Genomic DNA, 17,643 nt, shown 5'->3' with positions numbered 1-17,643 from the left:
ATTTATTATCATTTTTTAAAAAGCTGTTCGCCACCAATCCACGTGCTTATAACCTGTTGGTTTGTATCGAGTTGAACAAAATTAGCAGGGCTGCCAACAATTAACCTTCCATTTGTTGTGGGTAAGTTAATATACTGTGCTGGGTATAAAGATGCCATTTTTAGTGCTTCTGATAGTGGCAACTGCAAATGCTCAACGCTATTTTTCACAGCCGTTGCCATATCAAGTACAGAGCCTGCAAGCTCCCCCGTTGTTGAGGTTAACTTACCTTGGTTAAGTGTTACTGTTCGATCGAAAAAAGCAAATTCAGTTTCATTTGTACCCACAGGTGGCATTGCATCGGTCACTAAAAAAACACGCCCTTTAGGTTTAGCTTTTAGTGCTACTTGGCATGTAGCATAATCAACATGATGACCATCAACTATTAAGCCACAATAGGCATTATCATTTAGCAAAGCACACCCCACAACACCCGGCTCACGCCCTTGCAAAGGTGACATTGCGTTGTATAGATGTGTAAATCCTGTAGCGCCAGCATCAACGGCTCTTTGTGCCTGCTCAAAACACGCATTTGTATGGCCTAAGCAAACATGTATGCCATACTCACGCATTTGAGTAATATCACTTGGAAGTACATTTTCAGGGGCTAATGTAACCACCACTTTGCCTATATCTTTGCGCGATAAAACTTGCCACTCATCATCTGAAATAGGACGAATGAATTCTTCGCTATGTGCCCCTTTTTTAGCTATAGATAAATGCGGTCCTTCAAAGTGAATGCCCATAATGCCAGGTATGTGTTTAACAATCGCATCGGCTATTACGTCAGCCGCTTGACGCATAACTTCAACTGTATCGGTAATTAAAGTAGGCAGCATGGCTGTTGTGCCATACTTAGCGTGCGCCATAAGCATTCGTTTAACCTCTGATGCATTGCGTGCTCGGTTAAACAATACACCTCCACCACCATTTACCTGTAAATCTATAAACCCAGGGGTAATTAAGCCTGATAAGGTTTCATCTACATTATTAGTTTTTTCATCAATAGCGGTAATAACACCCGCGTCAATTGTGAGCACTTTTTCTTTTAAAAACTGATCACCATCAAACAGCGTTGCAACCAAAATACGTTGAACTGACATTTATAATGTCCTTGTTACTTTTTTAAGCCCTTTGGGCTCGTCGGGGTTAAAGCCTCGCTTAACAGCCACTTTGGCAATATCTAAATAAAAACGCTGCAGCACTAAAAACGGCGCTAAACGTGGGTGCACTGCAATCCCATTTTGAGTAAGGTTGATAATTTGAGCGCCGCGCTGGGTTACGTCTGCTATTTGCTGCTGGTGAGAGTATGCGGTTTCATCTTCTACCGTGCAGTTTAAAATCACTAAACCTTGTTCAACTAATGTAACGGGGCCGTGTAAAAATTCTGCACTACTAAATGCCTCTGCATGAATAGCACACACTTCTTTGAGTTTTAATGCCATTTCTTTAGAGACTGAAAACCCTAAACCGCGCGCTAATACAACCATGTTTTTAATCGGCAAAAATGCGTCAGGCTGAAGTTGTACTGGTGAGTCAATGATTGCATCTAATGCTTCAGGTAACAGCTTTAACCCTTGTAATAATTCATTATTTTGAGTCCAATTAGCAACTAAATGCACTAAAGCTGACAGCGTAGATAAATAACTTTTAGTCGCCGCAACCGATATTTCATCTCCCGCTTTAAGCCCAATAAAATCATCAACAATGTCTTTTAACGGTGACGCCTCATCATTTACCAGTGCAATACAGTATGCGCCAGCTTCTTTTGCCATTTTAGCTTGGGCAATAATATCTGGGCTTCGTCCTGATTGAGAAATAACAATCACCAATGCACCATCAAGTTTAAGTGTTTTACCGTACACACTGGCAACCGATGGCGCCGCTGAACTAACAGGGATACCGGCTTCAGTTTCTATTAAATATTTACCAAATACTCCAGCATGATCTGACGAACCACGACCGATGATCATCACCATTTTTGGTGCAATATCACGTAGCTTTTGGCCAATTTTTTCTACTAGAGGCTGATTAGCAAGAATTTGCTGTTTAATGACTTCAGGCGTTTGCGCCGCTTCTTTTTCCATTAATGTGTGATACATCATAGCTCCTGACTGCTGTAGTTAACTTGCTGTTGTTTCGCGTAAAGTACTGATCCCATTTCGGGAGATGATAAAGGTGCAGATAAAACACCTTGAATATCTTTATCTAGCCAAGGCGTCATAACCGAAGACAATCCACCTATAAAAGATAATCTTGGTGATTTTTTAGCTAATAATCGACGAGCAATGTCACTCAAATAGGCACCGCTTTCTTTTAAAATACTAATAGCAATATCGTCGTTTGCCGCAGCTGACTGAAATACACACCCGGCTAATTGAGCAAAAAATGCAGCGGGTTTATTTGCAATAATTTCAACTAACTCCATGGCATCATTGACCGATAAATACTTTAAAACACATTCAGTCAGCATGTTGTTAGGCATTAGCTTATCTAAGCTCAACAACACGTTTTGACATGCTGTAAAGCCAATCCATGCACCACTTCCTTTATCGCCATGCGGAAAGCCATGCCCGCCAATCATAAAAGACTGTCCTTTAACATATGAAAAACCACACGAACCCGTACCCGCAATTATCACTGCACCATCATCACCTTGATGTGCACCCATACAAGCAATAAGTAAATCGGTAGTTAAATGCATTGTTTTGAAGGGGCTTTTCCAATGCATCATTTGTTTATGTAGGCTTGGTAAGTTAACACCCGCCAACCCCACACCTGCCACTAAGTAAGACAAAGGGGTTTCACTTAAACCTGCATCATTAAGAGCTAATTGGGCAGACTGCTCTATAGAATTAATGGCCTGTGTAAATCCATGTAAAGGGTTACCGGGCCCAGCAATCCCCGTTCCTAAAATTTCATTCGCGCTGTTAACGATAATTGCTTTACATTTAGTGCCGCCCCCATCGATCCCAACAAAGAGTTCATTGTTAATTGTATTGGTGATCATTTTTGCCTCTTTACTTGTTCGACCGTGTTGCATAACACTCAAAATAAAACACGCTGCCAGAGCGAATGAATCTTATACTAACACAAATGACAGCGTTGTCATTCTTTGATTTTTATTTAAATTATGTTTCTACACCCCTTATAATTTAAGGGGTGTGCATGCTACGGCTGTGTTACTTTTAATGTACGACTAACACGACCTGATATAGGTAATTTGGAACGCACCCACACATCTTGAGTTACTTTTACCGGCGCATTATACGTCTGCCATTGTCCTCCAGCTTGCATATATTCTATTAGCAAACCGGGGTAAGCAACGTTAGCGTACAACATGCCGTTTTCAATTTTGGCTCCTGCGTTAGCAATCCGAAAGTGTACATTTGCCCTCTCTAACTTATTAAACTCTTTAAGCCCTAAACTGGCGGCAAATGTTAACCATTGTTGGTCTCGCTGCTGCTTCAGTGAAGGCGTAAAACGCTGCGTATTTCGACTATAAACAAAGCCATTATGATCGTAAGGCACAGCCCATTGCGCTTTGTGCCATGCGCGTTGTGCTAAAGATAATAAACGAGGAAAAAGCTTATACTCAGCCATATTATTGGTACGGGTATTTTCGCTCCATAGCTGACCTTGAATACCAATAAATTGTTTACCCTTTGCAAGCGGTGCAAACTCAACCTCACCTGCATCATTTTTTATAATCGTGTCGTCTGCGGTGTAAGGTCTATCTTCTCTGTCTAGCCAAAATTCGGCGTGCGCAGGTAAATTATCAGGCATGAATTGAAACACTTTTTCTGTATTAATATGCCTTGAAGCCCAGTAATAACCGTGCTCTTGAGGATCGGCTTCATAGGGAAAATCAAAATATAAAACATCTGGTGATGACACCACTACCTGCCAATTACGATTAGCAAATTGGTGCGCGCGCTGGTGGCCATTCCACATCAGCAAATCCCAACTATTACCTTGCACAATGTCAGGCATATTATTTGGGTTAGTATGCGATAGGCCATCACTCCATGCAGCTGTTTCAATATTCATGTCAGCTAACATGTTTGACACACGCTCTATAAAGTAGCTACCTAATTGTTCAGCTTTGGTAAACGGCAAATTATTTTGTTTAATAAACTCAGTACACGCTGGAGACGACACCCATGCACCCGCCGTTTCATCTGCACCTATGTGATAACGCGTTAGCGGGTGCTGCGCTTCATTATGAATTATTTTAACTTGCTCCATAACCTCGCGTATAAACGCATATGATGAATCTAAACATACATTAATGGTGTTATCGTTGTAATGCTGTACCGAAGAATATACGGTGGTATCGAGCGGATCATAAAGTAAAAACTGTTCAGCTTTTTGTTTATCACCCTGTTTTATGTACTTATTATAACGAGCCTGCATAGCCTTAATAGCCGCTCGCGAATGACCTGGCATATCTAATGAGGGAATAACTTGAATATGTCGCGCACTCGCAAATTTAAGGATTTCTTGATAATCATCCACAGAATAAAAACCATTAACCTGGCTAGAAGTATCTATGCCAGCGCCAAGTTGTGGCATTAAACACTGCTGCTCTGAGAGATCAAAACAGCGTTTTGAAGCAACATCGGTAAGCTCTTCAAGAGAAGGGATTTCTAAACGCCAACCTTCGTCATCGGCTAAATGTAAGTGTAGTGTGTTAAGCTTATAGGCAGCCATTTGATCAAGTAACTTTAATATAAATGCTTTGTCTCGAAAGTTACGGGCAACGTCCACCAACACGCCTCTAAATTCATAATGAGGAGCATCATTTACCTGACCTATTGGCAATGTTGTATTGTTTACTTGGTATAAACTCGCCAAGCTCTGCAAGGCATAAAACACACCTGAGTCATCAGTGGCGCTTATATTTATTTCATTGGCGTTAATCGCTAATCTATAACTACCTTGTGAGCCATCTTTTGTGGGTGATAAATTAAGATTTACCGCGATACCAGATGCACTCGTCGTTATACCCAATAATTTAAGTCGCTCAATGGCCGCAGTTACCCCTTTTTCACTTACACCATTAAGGTTAAAGCTTAAGCCTTGGCTAATATCTAGCTGTTGTGTTTGACTAAATGTAGCCTGAGTTGGGGTAGGAATAATGTGCTGTGCTACTTGTTTATTTTCATCTTTTAAATAAGGTGAAAAATCATACTTTGTGTTTCGCTCAAACAACCGTTCTGCTGTCAGCCATTGTGTCTCATCGTTTTTAGTACGCTTAAATTGTCGCTCGTAATCACTATAAGGTACAACATGAGGTAATAACTCTAAACCTGTCTCAGGGTCAACAGTGGGCTTAGTGCTCGTAATTACCTTGGCGTACTCATTGTGGTTAACCAAAATATAATTTGGGATTGCATCACTGTGCGATAACGACCAAAAATTAGCATAAAACGTAATAGTTTTGGTTTCGCCTGCTTTAAACCCCTTAAACGCCTCTTTTAATTCAATTACATGAAGGTCCCCATTAACATGAGTAATAGTAAATTCATCACTGAGAGCCTGTTGAATAGGCGTGATTTGACTAAAGTAAATTTTCCAACCATCCACATTAACGGCACCACTTGCCTTAATGTGTAGCTTTGCTTCAAAGCAATTACCGTTTTCAATGGTTTTATCGCAGTATTCTGACGGTCTATTATCGACTTGTTCATACTGTATTTGTAACATGTTAGCGAGTGACTCTATTGCGGTATTACTCGCTTTAACCAGCTCAACATTTTGTTTGTGTGTTATTGTGTCCTGACACGCTGTTAAGCTCAATGCTATACAGCCTGCTATCAGTAATGAATTGAGTGTCATTGCCTGTATCCTTTAATCTATTAACTGAGCTGTTTGATAAGCCACTGCTTAACTTGCGCTCGTTGTTGACTTGTAAGCGGATTTAAAATTCCTTTAAGCTGTTCAGGAATATGTTGATTTTGCGGCTTTTCAAAGTCAAAAATATGGTAGTTAAAAAAAGCCTGCCACGCTTTTTTTTGTGCTGTGGGTAAGTCTCTAATGGTCATAATTGATAACAATAATGCATCCATTGGCACGGGTTCGCTATTCTTTGCAATAGACCCGCCCGACCAATAATTCATCATCATATTTATAGGGCTTAATGCCTCTACATGATGCCACCACAAGGTAGGAATATATAATGCATCTCCCGGTTGTAGCTGAGCGACAAGTGCCTCATTGAGTGCTTGCTTAAACTTGGGGAATTTTTCAAAATCGGGATTATTTAAATCCACCATTGAAACTGGCGCACCCGCTGGCGTATGCTCAATAGAGCCTACATATAAATTTGTGATTTGATGCGGCGCAAACAAAGTAATCTTGCGCTCACCAGCAATTACGCAGGCAATATTTTCTGCATCATCATAATGAGCCACCACCGTTGACTGATTACCCAGCCAAAATCGCGGCTTTGGTTTATCTGCAAATAACGCCATAGTGTGAGTTGTTGCAAGGTCATTAAAATAATCAACAACAGGGGCACTTTGAATAGCAACAGCACCAGGGTTATTACCCGCCTTTATTAACTCTGCATTTTGTAACAACACCTGCATAAATTGCATAAAAGGTGCAACTTTGCGGGTAAAGTTAAATCCATCACGCGCTTTGTTATAAAAAAACTGAGGTGATTCGCTTTGCGGTATTTCAGCCATTCGAACACTGCCACCCACATAGTGATCGCTTAACATGTTAAGCCAAGCATGAGGGTTTTCGCCTGTGCAGCTAGTTACTTGCTTTACTAACGGCCAATCACTTACTAACCCTTTTAAAATGGCGGGCTCGGCTAGTGGTGCTATGTCGTTTTTAAACATAGCTGGAGTTACATTATGCCAAGTTGCTACCTGTTTTAAAGCACGCATAATTAAAGACCATAATTTGTATCAAGGTGATTAATAACCAAAAGCCGAGCTAAACTCGGCTTTTGAAATGCTTATTCATATTAACTTAAAAGTTAACACGAATACCTGCCACATAACGGCGTCCATTAGAGTAAATAGACATAATGCGTTCTTCATTCGTGTTGTACTCAACAATTTCTTCATCTGTTAAGTTAACCGCTTCTAAAGTAAGCGTAACGCATTCATTTACATTATAAGAGGCGCTTGCATCCCACTGGCCAAAGGCGTCATTGAAAAGCTCATCACCATTAAAGTGAAGACCTTTATACCAGTCGCTTCGGTAGTTATACATAATGCGCGCTTGGTAAGCGTCATTTTCGTAATATGCCATTAAGTTAAGCATATTTTTCGATGTCCCTTCGACTAAGCCACTTCCAACCTGATTTGTATCTCGCTGCTCATCAGCGCTTGCATCTGTGTATGTATAGTTCGCTGATACACCAAAACCACCAAAATCGTGTTGTAATCCCAACTCAATACCTTGAATTGTGCCACCTAGTCCATTACCCGGCTGTGCAAAATCAACAGGAACAAATACTTCGTTTTCTTGATCATAACGATCTTCTGTTACGGTAACGGTAGAGCGTAAAGAACTTAAGTCTTTAGCGAAGTAAGCAACCGATAGCATTGATGCCTCGTTGTAATACCATTCCCATGACAAATCAAACTGATTTGAAATAGTGGGTGCTAAGTTTGGATTACCACGACTACCTGTGCCTCGACCACCGGTTAATGAGCCAAAGGTTTCTGACGACGAAATATCGGCCCAATTTTGACGAGCCATAACACGTGCAGCACCGATACGGAGTATTTGCTCTTCAGTTAGATCAAAAGCAATGTTAAAGCTTGGTAAAAACTCAGCGTAGTCATTATCTTGGCTTACCCAGTTTAAAACGCTTGGCGTTAGCCAATCACCATTAATTGTATTTAAGCCCCACGAATCACCTGAAAACTCATAACCATAAGAGGTCTGCTCGGTGCTTACATAACGCATACCTACATTACCTCTGAAACCCTCTCCAGAAAAATCACCTTGTACATACAGCGCTAAAATATCTTCTTCTACTTCCCAAATTTCGGCTAAATTATCGTGAATCGCATAACTGGCAGATATTCCGTTTAAACCGTTAAAGGCAATTTCTTCCATTAGTTCACGGTTATGTGAAACTTGCTCAGTAATATTACCAGTCACAGCAGCATCAATACTTGTAGCGCCATTGGCATCTAAGTCACACGTTGCAAGCGTTGGGCAAGTGTCAAAAATGTGATCAAGATAATTGTCTGAATTTGCACCACCATCGGCAAATGGTGCATGCCAACTATAAGCATGACGCCCTTGAGTACGCTCTGCTTGGCGATATTTAATACCTGTTTTTATTGCTGTGAATGGGCCAAATTCAACATCGTATGTTAAATCTGCTTGAGCAAAGGTTTCTTCATCGGTAGTCGGTTTAGCACCGCCCCAAATCCATCCAGCTGCAAAGTTATTACCATCGGCGGCGTTAACACCCACATTTACATTGGGTGTACCCGTCAAGTCGTAATCATAGCCTGAGCCAACTGCAACATATTCCCAAGACGTTTCACGGTAAGTACCCCCACTCGCTGCGGTTTTACCTAGCTCGAAATTAAGGCTGTAACCGTCGCCTTGGTAGTCAATATCAAGATGAACTTGATCTGTTTCAGTACTTGATACGCGGTTGATGTAGTTGTAAGCATAATTACCGCCTGCGCTTGATGCTAAAATAGCGCCATTTTTAACTTTAGTCGCATTAGTAATAATTTCAGCGCGGTCGCCAAACGCAAAATTAATTAAGTTAGAATTTTGGTTATCTACATCCATTCGCGAATCTAGATAATTTAACGTCATTAATAAGTTATCGTTAGGTGCGTATTGGAGGGTTGCAAATAAGGTTTCGCGCTCCCGGCTTTGAATAAATTTAGGTGCGCCAATGTTACGAGGCACAAGATACTCATCATCGTCGCTTTCAACCCAACCTAGCACTTCAAAACCCTGACGCTCTAAATTACGTTCTTGCTTAACAGCCGATACCATAACACCCAATGTTTCATCGTCATTTTTCCACGAATACATTCCCGCTAATTGTGGGTCTGTTTCGCCAGATGTTTCTGAATACTGCCCTTCTAGTGACAAACTGACTGAGTTTGCATCCATATCCAATGGGCGGCGTGTTTTAAGTACAATAGTGCCCCCTATAGAGCCCTCATCAATACTTGCAACAGGTGATTTATTCACCTCAAGCCCTTTTACAATAACTGACGGTAGCATGGTGTAGTTAAAGCTTCGGTTTGCTTCATCTAAAATAAACCAATCAGCAGTACCCACTGTTTGACCATTTAACAATGTTCGGTTGTATTTAGGGCCAGCACCACGAATACTGATTTTTTCACCTTCACCAAATTCACGGCTAACTGCAACACCAGTAATACGAGACAGTGTTTCAGCAACGTTTTTGTCAGGGAACTTGCCAATGTCTTCAGACGTAATCACGTCTGACACATTTGAAGAAAAGCGTTTTGCATTAAGGTTTTCTTTTAGTGAACTGCGGATCCCTTTAACCTCAATAACTTCCATTTCTTCTTGTGCTAATTGCGCATCTTGTGCAATGGCCGCAGCAGATAAGCTACCAGATAAAATAAGTGCAATTGAACTAGCTAGCATTCCCTTTTTAAACAGTGAATTTGACATTGGTTTCCCCTTATTGGTGTTTCATTTTTTTTTAGTGTTCTAGTGTCTGAGTGTCAGTATTTTTTACAAATAAACAACGCGCTACGGTGTCATGATATTTTGTGTTAAACAACATGACAGCGTTGTCATTACGGAGCGACTTTACACCGTTTTTATTTTCATAGCTACATACGAGCGCAAAAAAGATACAAAATATTTACATAATAAATCATACAAATTATATAATGTGTTGTATTTAATAAATAATAAATTAGTCATTTTTTTTATAAAAAATTTCAGAATTTTCATGATCTGCGATGCCCATTCAATAAATTAACTATCAATCTCAACGGATGTCTTTATAATTTGTTCATTAAAAATAATATCCAATACGCAGTTACCGCTATTTTAACTGTCGATATTAACTAATAAATTAGTGCCAAAAAAAATAATATTAAAGGTCTATTAAGCTTATGAAAGCAACAATAAACGACGTGGCAAAAGATGCAGGGGTATCGATAAAAACGGTATCACGAGTAATAAACAACGAAGCGTCTGTGCGTGACAATACGCGTGAAAAAGTCATGGCGTCGGTTGAAAAGCTAAACTACCATCCAAACTTAGCAGCAAGAAGCCTTGCAGGAACAAAGGCTTACAGTATTGCCTATATTTACGATAATCCTAATGCCTATTACATCATAGACATGCAAAGAGGTATTTTAGATGCCTGTAAAAAACAAGGTTTTGAATTACTCATTCACCCATGCGATGCGAAAGAGACACGAATAATAGATGAAATTACCGACATGGTAAAACGCACGCGAATTGCTGGTATTTTACTCACACCGCCCTTTTCAGAAATGCCCAATTTTGTAGAAAAACTCACGCAGTTAAATATTAAAGTTGTGCGCATACTATCGGGCCACAGCGCACCAGATACGTTAACCCCGTGTATTATGATTGACGATAACTACGCTTCAAAATCTATTACTGAACATTTAATTAATAATGGCCACAGTCGTATTGGTTTTTTAGCAGGTGGCTCAGAGCATAACTCAACTAAAGAACGATTAGAGGGCTACAAAGCAGCTTTAACGCAGCATAACATTGAAATAGACTCGCAGTTGATCATTGCCGGAGAGTACTCGTTTGAGTCAGGTGTTGAAGGGGCAAAAGCATTAATAAATCAAACCAACAGGCCAACCGCTATTGTGTCTTGTAACGATGAAATCGCCGCAGGTGCGCTATTTGCAGCGCGCTTAATGGAAATTGACATACCGAGTCAATTATCAATTACAGGCTTTGAAGATAGCCCATTTTCGCGCCAAACATGGCCTAAGCTTACTACCGCTCACCAGCCTAACAATCAAATAGCGCAAGATGCTGCTAATTTATTAATTGCGCAAATTCGTAATGGCAACGACCGCGACATTATCAAGCAATATACCCCTGAACTTGTAGTTAGAGACTCAACTGCCCATATTGACTAATTAAAAAAAAGCAGGCTAAAACACTTTTTTAGCCTGCTTTATCGCTTTATACCAATTCGCTTGATTAACTGTTCTACTTTGAGGGTAGAATAACGTGTTGATCGCAAAGCAAAAAAATCGTTATTTAGTTATTCTAAATGAGAATTTTTTAACGAAGGTAACGACAGGTTTAGCTCCGCAAAATGATTAAGTATTATTGAAGATTGGTATTCCTAAACGTTTATTACCCCTCGTTTACCGCCATTGCTAAATCAGATTCTGCATCAGCTAACATGGCAAACTCTTCATCTGCGGTTTTAGCGACTAAGCGCTTAGAGCTGTATCCAAAATAATACGCCGCTCCGAATGCAAATAAAATTATGGTGTATAAAAACGCGCGAGGGTCAAAGGCATATACACCGGTAAGTGCAACAAGTGATAATACAAGTGCAATACCCGAGGTAACAACACCGCCTGGCGTTTTATAAGGGCGGACTAATTCAGGTTGCTTTATACGCAGCATAATATGGCTTAATGCCATTAATGCGTAAGAAACCGTAGCACCAACAACTGCCATGGCTAGCATCAAGTCACCTTCACCACTTAGTGAGGCAATAAAACCAAAAATAGCAGGTACTATTAACGCACGCGCTGGTACTTTGCGCTCTGTAGTAATTGATAGAGATTGTGGTAAATAACCCGCACGAGAAAGGGCAAACACTAAACGGCTGTAACCATAAATAATAGAGAAAAAAGACGCCACCAAGCCCGCTAAACCTAAAATATTAACCGTCGTAGCTAAGCTGCTATTGCCTGTTGCATTAAGCGCATCTACCAGTGGTACTGCACTGGCACCCATTGCATTTGCACCTGCGGCACCAGGTACTAAAACAACCACCAATAACGCAGTGAAAAGTAAAAATACCATTGCTCCAATAATGCCTTTTGGCACATCTTTAGCGGGATTTTTTGCTTCTTCTGCTGCAAGTGGGACACCTTCAACCGCTAAAAATAACCACATTGCAAATGGCAATGCAGCCCACACGCCATACCAGCCAAGCGGTAAAAACTCGCTTGCGCCTGCTGCATCGGTTACGGCTACATCAAATAAATTTGAGGGGTCAAAGTTAGCAACAAGCGCAATCGCAGTGGCAATAATTGCCAGCACCGCTAAGCCACTTATCACCATCATAACTTTTAGTGCCTCACCTACACCCGCTAAGTGAATGCCCACAAATGCCAAGTAAAACAGCGCATAAACCCATGGACCATTAAACCCAGTTAATGCTTCTACCGCAGAGCCAATAAATATAACAATAGCAGCCGGCGCAAGCGCGTATTCAATCAATACGGCAAGTCCTGTTAAATAGCCACCAGCGGGACCCATTGCTTGGCGGGCAAAGCTATATCCACCACCAGCTGCTGGAATAGCAGCCGACATCTCAGCAAGCGAAAGTACCAATGTTAAATACATAATAGCCATTAATACTGCGGCAATGGCAAACCCACCCCAACCAGCTTCAGCTATGCCAAAATTCCAACCAGCAAAATCGCCCGATATGACATACGACACCCCCAAACCGGCTAGCAGTAACCAACCTGCAGTGCCACTTTTTAATTGCCTTTTGGCAAGGTATTCTGAGTTATTGTTCGACATTGTTCTCTCCGTTGATACTTGATTTTTATTGTTTTGATTTTTTAATTGCTTATTATTTGGCAATTAAAAAGTTGGTATTAGGTTGCTGATGTTCAATTACATCGTCTTGTGTTCGATCTTTTAGGTTAACGCCTGTTAATTTGAGCTTTTTTGCTTCGCGTAATAAATACACAGTACGGCGGGCGGCTTCTTCAAAAGACAACCCAGCGGGTCGAATATTTGAAATACAATTTCTGCATGCATCGCTCAACCCTGCTTTTGGCGCCCATGTTAAATAAAGCCCCAAACTATCTGGGGAACTCAGCCCTGGTCGCTCACCTATAAGTACCATGACTATTTGCGCATTTAACAACTCACCAATATCATCGCCAATGGCTACACGCCCTTGTTCTACTAACGTTATTGGCGCTAGTTTTAATTGCTGACTTTCGCCTAGCTGTTCTAGTAGTTCGCTAATAAATGGTTGTGTATTTTGTTGAACAGCCAAAGAAGAAAGCCCATCAGCCACAACAATAGCTAAATCATATTTAGACTCAGTGTGTTGCTTTTGTTCTGTCATAAAATTAGCTAATGCTGTGCGACTTGATTGGTTTAACTTACGCCCTAAGTCGGGACGCTGTAAGTAAGTAGTACGATCCACCGCTTGACTGCGTAGATGCAAAACAGGTGCTGCTGGATTTAAATCGCTCAGTCTGCATGACATTTCGTTAATATTAAGCGCAAAGCCAACAGCATCCCGGGCTTGCGCATGAGATAACTGAAACGCCAGCATTTCTGAGGTCGGTAGACTAATACCCGCTCTACCAAGGCCTATACGGGCATCGGTAAAGCGGCGTAAATCGCTCCACGGATTATGTACCACCTTGCCATTACTTTTATGATCAGTGTTTGCATTGAGGGTTTTAGGATTACTTGCCATTAGCTCCCCCCTGCTATTGCATTCAGCGGCTTGGCAAACGCTTCTGGGATTGTATTGGCTAAAATGATGTCCTGAGTATTTTGCATTATTTTCATTTTGCTTAACCATGCCTCAAATTCTGGGGCTGGTTTTGACCCTAAAACTCTGCGCACATAAAGCGCATCATGAAACGAGGTAGTTTGGTAGTTAAGCATAATGTCGTCCGAGCCTGGAATACCCATAACAAATGAACATCCCGCTACACCTAGTAGTGTAAGTAAATTGTCCATGTCGTTTTGGTCGGCTTCAGCATGATTGGTGTAACACACGTCGCACCCCATAGGGATACCGAGTAACTTACCGCAAAAATGATCTTCAAGCCCTGCGCGGGTAATTTCCTTACCGTCAAATAAATATTCTGGGCCAATAAAGCCCACAACCGTATTAACTAATAAAGGGTTAAATTTTCGCGCCACAGCATAAGCACGCGCCTCACAAGTTTGTTGATCAAGCCCATGGTGCGCATTGGCCGAAAGCGAGCTGCCTTGTCCGGTTTCAAAATACATTACATTATTACCAACCGTGCCTCGTTTTAAGCTAAGCGCAGCGTCTTGCGCCTCTGCTAACGTATTTAAATTAAAACCAAAACTTGAATTTGTAGCCTCTGTGCCGCCTATTGACTGAAAAACCAAATCAACCGGTGCGCCAGCTTCTATACACTCAATCGTATTAGTCACATGGGTAAGCACGCAGCTTTGCGTTGGAATTTCATATTTTTGGATTACATCGTCCATAAGCGTCATTAGCTTAATGGCTTGAGCAACATTGTCGGTGGCAGGGTTTATACCTATTACCGCGTCACCATTTCCGTAAAGCAGGCCATCCAGCATACTAGCCGCAATCCCGTTAATATCATCGGTTGGATGATTAGGCTGTAAGCGGGTAGATAAATGTCCTGGCAAACCAATTGTATTTCTAAATGCACTGGTTACATGGCACTTTTTAGCAACTAAAATTAAATCTTGATTACGCATAATTTTGCTAACAGCTGCCGCCATTTCGGGAGTTATAGCAGACCTGACGCTTGCCAGTACCGCTGGGGTTGCAAAATCACTCAATAGCCAATTACGAAAATCTCCAACCGTTAAATGTGAAATGGTCAAAAATGCATTCGCATCGTGCTCATCCATAATTAGGCGTGTTATTTCGTCATCTTCGTAAGGAATTAACGCATCATTTAAAAATGTTTTAAGTGGCACCTCTGCTAATGTCATTTGTGCTACGGCTCGTTCCTGCGCCGACTGCGCAATAACTCCTGCCAACCTATCGCCCGACCGCGGCGGCGTAGCTTTAGCCATTAACTGGGCTAAATCTCTAAATTTATAAGTTTGTGTACCAAGCGTGTAACGATACGTTTGCCCCATTTTTTACCTCATTTAACTCTTTCAAACCTTGGTACAGGTTTTGCTGCAGCACTATTTACAATTATGTTTAATTTAAATACTAAAAGCTTAATTCGTACCAAAGCACTATCGAATTTTGGCAAATCGGTTTTTTCACAATAATTCAGTAACTTAAAAGAGTTTATAAACGGTTAAAGTTTCTCAATAAGCAATATAAAAATAAAGAGCAAACCCAAAATGGCGCATCAGCATTTATCAAACGCACCACAAAAGAGCAAAGTGGATACTCACGACATTGATGAGCAAGCAAGTAACCTCATCAATTGGCAACAAAAGTATGATCAAGTCAGTGAGGGTGGCTTTTTTGGTTGTATTGAAGGCGTTGCTCATTCTAATATTCACGTATTTGAAGAGTACACAGAGCGTGCGCTTCGCCAGCAATGTGTTATTGCCGAAGACTCTATTTGGTTGGGGATCCCTAAAACATCGTGCGAAAGTAAAATTAATGGCTTAGATGTTCTAAGTAACCAATTTATGTGCCGCAGTAGTCACAGCGATTTTGAATTAATAACACCTGAAAAATTTAATATTTATGGGGTAGTGATTAACTGGCAATCAATTGAATGCATGGCGCAACTGCAAGGTATTAATTTACAAAACATGAATGCATTTGGCGCAGAGCGACTCACAGTAAATAGCCCAACTCTTAACAGAGCGCGCAGTATTATTAACAGCATGGTTAATCATGATGCCCATGGCTTAAACGCCAATTTACAACAAGAAATGCTTTACATGCTTGCGCTAAATTTATTAAAAACTGAAAGTCAGCAGCACAACATTGCGCCAAGTTATAAGCATCGCAAAGCCGTAGTAGACAAAGTAAAAGCACATATCAAAGTTGATCCACAAAGCACAGTGACTATTACACAATTATGCGAACTCACGCATGTAAGTCGGCGTACTTTACAGTATAGTTTTGAAAGTATTTTAGGTATTAACCCGCTGCGATTTTTACGCTTAACACGTTTAAATAATGTAAGGCGTGAACTTAAAGTAGTTGGGCAAACTAAGCCAATTTCTGTTATTGCTGCAAACTGGGGATTTTGGCATGCGGGGCAATTTACTAAAGATTACACTCAGTTGTTTGGTGAGAACCCATCACAAACCATCGCAAATACTTTAAAGGAAGGTCGCTAAAGTTATGATCGGGTAAATTATCTTGTAGACGCGCAGCTTGCTGGTGTGACGAGCGATAGCGCGTAAATAAAGCCCATTATTCACAAAGAGGTTTAGAAGCGCTTCGCTTTTAGAGAAGTAAATAGCACCTCGCGCGAGCAAGCTTCGCGCATACAGCTTTCACTTCTCATTTACTCCTCATTCCCTTCTCTTTGTGCATTTTTGTATTAAAGATCAATAAATCACAAAGAGGCTCAGAGGCGTTTCGCTTTTAGAGAAGTAATTAGTATCTTGCGCGAGCAGGCTTCGCGCCTACAACTTTCACTTCACGTTGCGGGTTTATCCTTTTAAATTTAAAAAATAAGTTTCGTTAACCCTACTTTAACCCTTTATAGTTTAAGCTAGCTGCAATAATGTAGATTATTCAATTGTACACCCAACTAATGGCCACTTTTTAAGTTAGGAATAACCACAATGAAACTTACAAAAGATACAACAAGTACGTTAAGCAAAACCACCATAAGCCTGCATTGGATTGTAGCTATTTTAATTATTGGTTTATTAGGCTCAGGCCTATATATGGAAAACTTTAAAGCGTTTTTTCTAATGAGTTGGCACAAATCATTTGGCGTAATGCTGCTTGCTTTTGCGTTATTAAGAGTAACATGGCGCATTGTAAATGGTTGGCCAAAGCACGATGTTAAACACCCAAATTATGAGCAAGTATTAGCTAAAATTGTGCATTACGTTCTTATAATAAGCATGTTACTTATGCCTATTTCGGGGCTGATTATGTCGGGCTTTGGTGGGCATGGCGCAGAGGTGTTCGGGCTAGAGCTTATACCGCACAACCCCAACCCAGAAAACCCACAAAAAAGTCTCGCTTTTAACCAAGGCTTAGCAGAGATAGGAAAAACCGTTCACGGTATTACAGCAAATGCGCTTCTTATCGCGTTAGGTTACATATTGTGGGCGCTTTAAAGCACCATATTATTGATAAAGACAACACCCTTACGCGTATGCTTGGCAAAAAGTAGGCAGTTAAAAGTCTTATTTGATCGGTGCTATTTAAGCCGCGATTAAATAAGACTCTCGTCCTACGTGTTTATTATTGCGTTTAAACGAGCCTTTCCCTTTTTTAGCTCTTACCACTTGAGGTTTAAACACTTTAGAGGTTACTAGCGCCGCCAGCGCATTATGATTAATAACACCCCGACCGGTGTCTACCGCACTATTATTTGCGGCTTTGCTTTTCGATTTTTTAGCCATTTTATTTCCTAACTATTTATAACAATAAGAACCTTAAGAAGTGGCGATTGTATGCCTAATTTTCAAGCTTGCAAGTATTTTTATCATTACACAACGCTCTTTTTT

The 17,643-nt window shown here is 40.8% G+C and carries 13 protein-coding genes; 3 read left to right on the top strand and 10 right to left on the bottom strand.

Annotated features, from left to right (window positions below; translation table 11 throughout):
• Window positions 1-8: 8 nt before the first annotated feature.
• The 6 genes from nagA to ATS72_RS17185 form a co-directional block, all read right to left on the bottom strand.
• A complete protein-coding gene (gene nagA, locus ATS72_RS17210) occupies window positions 9-1,142 on the bottom strand; it encodes an N-acetylglucosamine-6-phosphate deacetylase (RefSeq protein WP_058429401.1) in 1,134 nt (377 codons plus the stop codon).
• Entirely contained in the window at window positions 1,143-2,141 is a 999-nt protein-coding gene (nagB-II, locus tag ATS72_RS17205) for a glucosamine-6-phosphate deaminase NagB-II (protein WP_058429400.1), read from the bottom strand.
• Window positions 2,141-3,049: an N-acetylglucosamine kinase gene (gene nagK / locus ATS72_RS17200; protein WP_058429399.1), complete on the bottom strand. Its 909-nt coding sequence runs from the start codon at window positions 3,047-3,049 to the stop codon at window positions 2,141-2,143. Before nagK ends, nagB-II begins: the two co-directional genes overlap by 1 nt.
• 161 nt (window positions 3,050-3,210) lie before the next feature.
• Window positions 3,211-5,880 (bottom strand): family 20 glycosylhydrolase, encoded by a 2,670-nt coding sequence (locus tag ATS72_RS17195; protein WP_058429398.1) that lies wholly within the window; start codon window positions 5,878-5,880, stop codon window positions 3,211-3,213.
• Window positions 5,881-5,900: 20 nt separating this feature from the next.
• Window positions 5,901-6,938 (bottom strand): cupin-like domain-containing protein, encoded by a 1,038-nt coding sequence (locus ATS72_RS17190; protein WP_006793527.1) that lies wholly within the window; start codon window positions 6,936-6,938, stop codon window positions 5,901-5,903.
• An 85-nt stretch (window positions 6,939-7,023) separates the two neighbouring features.
• Entirely contained in the window at window positions 7,024-9,687 is a 2,664-nt protein-coding gene (locus ATS72_RS17185; RefSeq protein ID WP_058429397.1) for a TonB-dependent receptor, read from the bottom strand.
• 452 nt (window positions 9,688-10,139) lie between these two features.
• On the opposite strand from ATS72_RS17185, the gene ATS72_RS17180 reads away from it, so the two are divergent.
• Window positions 10,140-11,156: a LacI family DNA-binding transcriptional regulator gene (locus tag ATS72_RS17180; protein ID WP_006793525.1), complete on the top strand. Its 1,017-nt coding sequence runs from the start codon at window positions 10,140-10,142 to the stop codon at window positions 11,154-11,156.
• Between the two features lie 223 nt (window positions 11,157-11,379).
• Here the strand turns inward: ATS72_RS17180 and eat are convergent, their stop codons facing one another.
• The 3 genes from eat to ATS72_RS17165 are packed head-to-tail and all read right to left on the bottom strand — an operon-like array spanning window position 11,380 to window position 15,114.
• The gene (eat, locus tag ATS72_RS17175; protein ID WP_058429396.1) at window positions 11,380-12,792 is read right to left on the bottom strand and encodes an ethanolamine permease; all 1,413 of its coding nucleotides are present in this window, start codon (window positions 12,790-12,792) and stop codon (window positions 11,380-11,382) included.
• A 52-nt stretch (window positions 12,793-12,844) separates the two neighbouring features.
• Window positions 12,845-13,711, bottom strand: coding sequence for an ethanolamine ammonia-lyase subunit EutC (gene eutC, locus ATS72_RS17170; protein WP_058429395.1), 867 nt, complete (start codon window positions 13,709-13,711; stop codon window positions 12,845-12,847).
• Window positions 13,711-15,114, bottom strand: coding sequence for an ethanolamine ammonia-lyase subunit EutB (locus tag ATS72_RS17165; RefSeq protein ID WP_058429394.1), 1,404 nt, complete (start codon window positions 15,112-15,114; stop codon window positions 13,711-13,713). The genes eutC and ATS72_RS17165 overlap by 1 nt, the downstream gene beginning before the upstream one ends.
• Before the next feature lie 216 nt (window positions 15,115-15,330).
• On the opposite strand from ATS72_RS17165, the gene ATS72_RS17160 reads away from it, so the two are divergent.
• A complete protein-coding gene (locus ATS72_RS17160) occupies window positions 15,331-16,290 on the top strand; it encodes a helix-turn-helix domain-containing protein (RefSeq protein ID WP_058429393.1) in 960 nt (319 codons plus the stop codon).
• Window positions 16,291-16,743: 453 nt separating this feature from the next.
• Complete coding sequence (locus tag ATS72_RS17155; RefSeq protein WP_201020836.1) at window positions 16,744-17,250, top strand: cytochrome b; 507 nt, start codon at window positions 16,744-16,746, stop codon at window positions 17,248-17,250.
• An 87-nt stretch (window positions 17,251-17,337) separates the two neighbouring features.
• Here ATS72_RS17155 and arfA read toward each other — a convergent pair whose 3' ends face one another.
• Window positions 17,338-17,538 (bottom strand): alternative ribosome rescue factor ArfA, encoded by a 201-nt coding sequence (gene arfA / locus ATS72_RS17150; RefSeq protein WP_058429392.1) that lies wholly within the window; start codon window positions 17,536-17,538, stop codon window positions 17,338-17,340.
• Window positions 17,539-17,643: the final 105 nt, after the last annotated feature.

Origin of the sequence: Pseudoalteromonas sp. 13-15 (assembly GCF_001468205.2) — a bacterium.
Classification (GTDB): Bacteria; Pseudomonadota; Gammaproteobacteria; order Enterobacterales; family Alteromonadaceae; genus Pseudoalteromonas; species Pseudoalteromonas marina.
Note: the sequence above shows the minus strand (reverse complement) of the source record. Positions and strands in the feature narration are given on the sequence as shown.

Coding starts and splice junctions, on each gene's coding strand:
- nagA (WP_058429401.1), bottom strand. CDS start 1,142: ATGTCAGTTCAACGTATTTTGGTTGCAACGCTGTTTGATGGTGATCAG.
- nagB-II (WP_058429400.1), bottom strand. CDS start 2,141: ATGTATCACACATTAATGGAAAAAGAAGCGGCGCAAACGCCTGAAGTC.
- nagK (WP_058429399.1), bottom strand. CDS start 3,049: ATGATCACCAATACAATTAACAATGAACTCTTTGTTGGGATCGATGGG.
- ATS72_RS17195 (WP_058429398.1), bottom strand. CDS start 5,880: ATGACACTCAATTCATTACTGATAGCAGGCTGTATAGCATTGAGCTTA.
- ATS72_RS17190 (WP_006793527.1), bottom strand. CDS start 6,938: ATGCGTGCTTTAAAACAGGTAGCAACTTGGCATAATGTAACTCCAGCT.
- ATS72_RS17185 (WP_058429397.1), bottom strand. CDS start 9,687: ATGTCAAATTCACTGTTTAAAAAGGGAATGCTAGCTAGTTCAATTGCA.
- ATS72_RS17180 (WP_006793525.1), top strand. CDS start 10,140: ATGAAAGCAACAATAAACGACGTGGCAAAAGATGCAGGGGTATCGATA.
- eat (WP_058429396.1), bottom strand. CDS start 12,792: ATGTCGAACAATAACTCAGAATACCTTGCCAAAAGGCAATTAAAAAGT.
- eutC (WP_058429395.1), bottom strand. CDS start 13,711: ATGGCAAGTAATCCTAAAACCCTCAATGCAAACACTGATCATAAAAGT.
- ATS72_RS17165 (WP_058429394.1), bottom strand. CDS start 15,114: ATGGGGCAAACGTATCGTTACACGCTTGGTACACAAACTTATAAATTT.
- ATS72_RS17160 (WP_058429393.1), top strand. CDS start 15,331: ATGGCGCATCAGCATTTATCAAACGCACCACAAAAGAGCAAAGTGGAT.
- ATS72_RS17155 (WP_201020836.1), top strand. CDS start 16,744: ATGAAACTTACAAAAGATACAACAAGTACGTTAAGCAAAACCACCATA.
- arfA (WP_058429392.1), bottom strand. CDS start 17,538: ATGGCTAAAAAATCGAAAAGCAAAGCCGCAAATAATAGTGCGGTAGAC.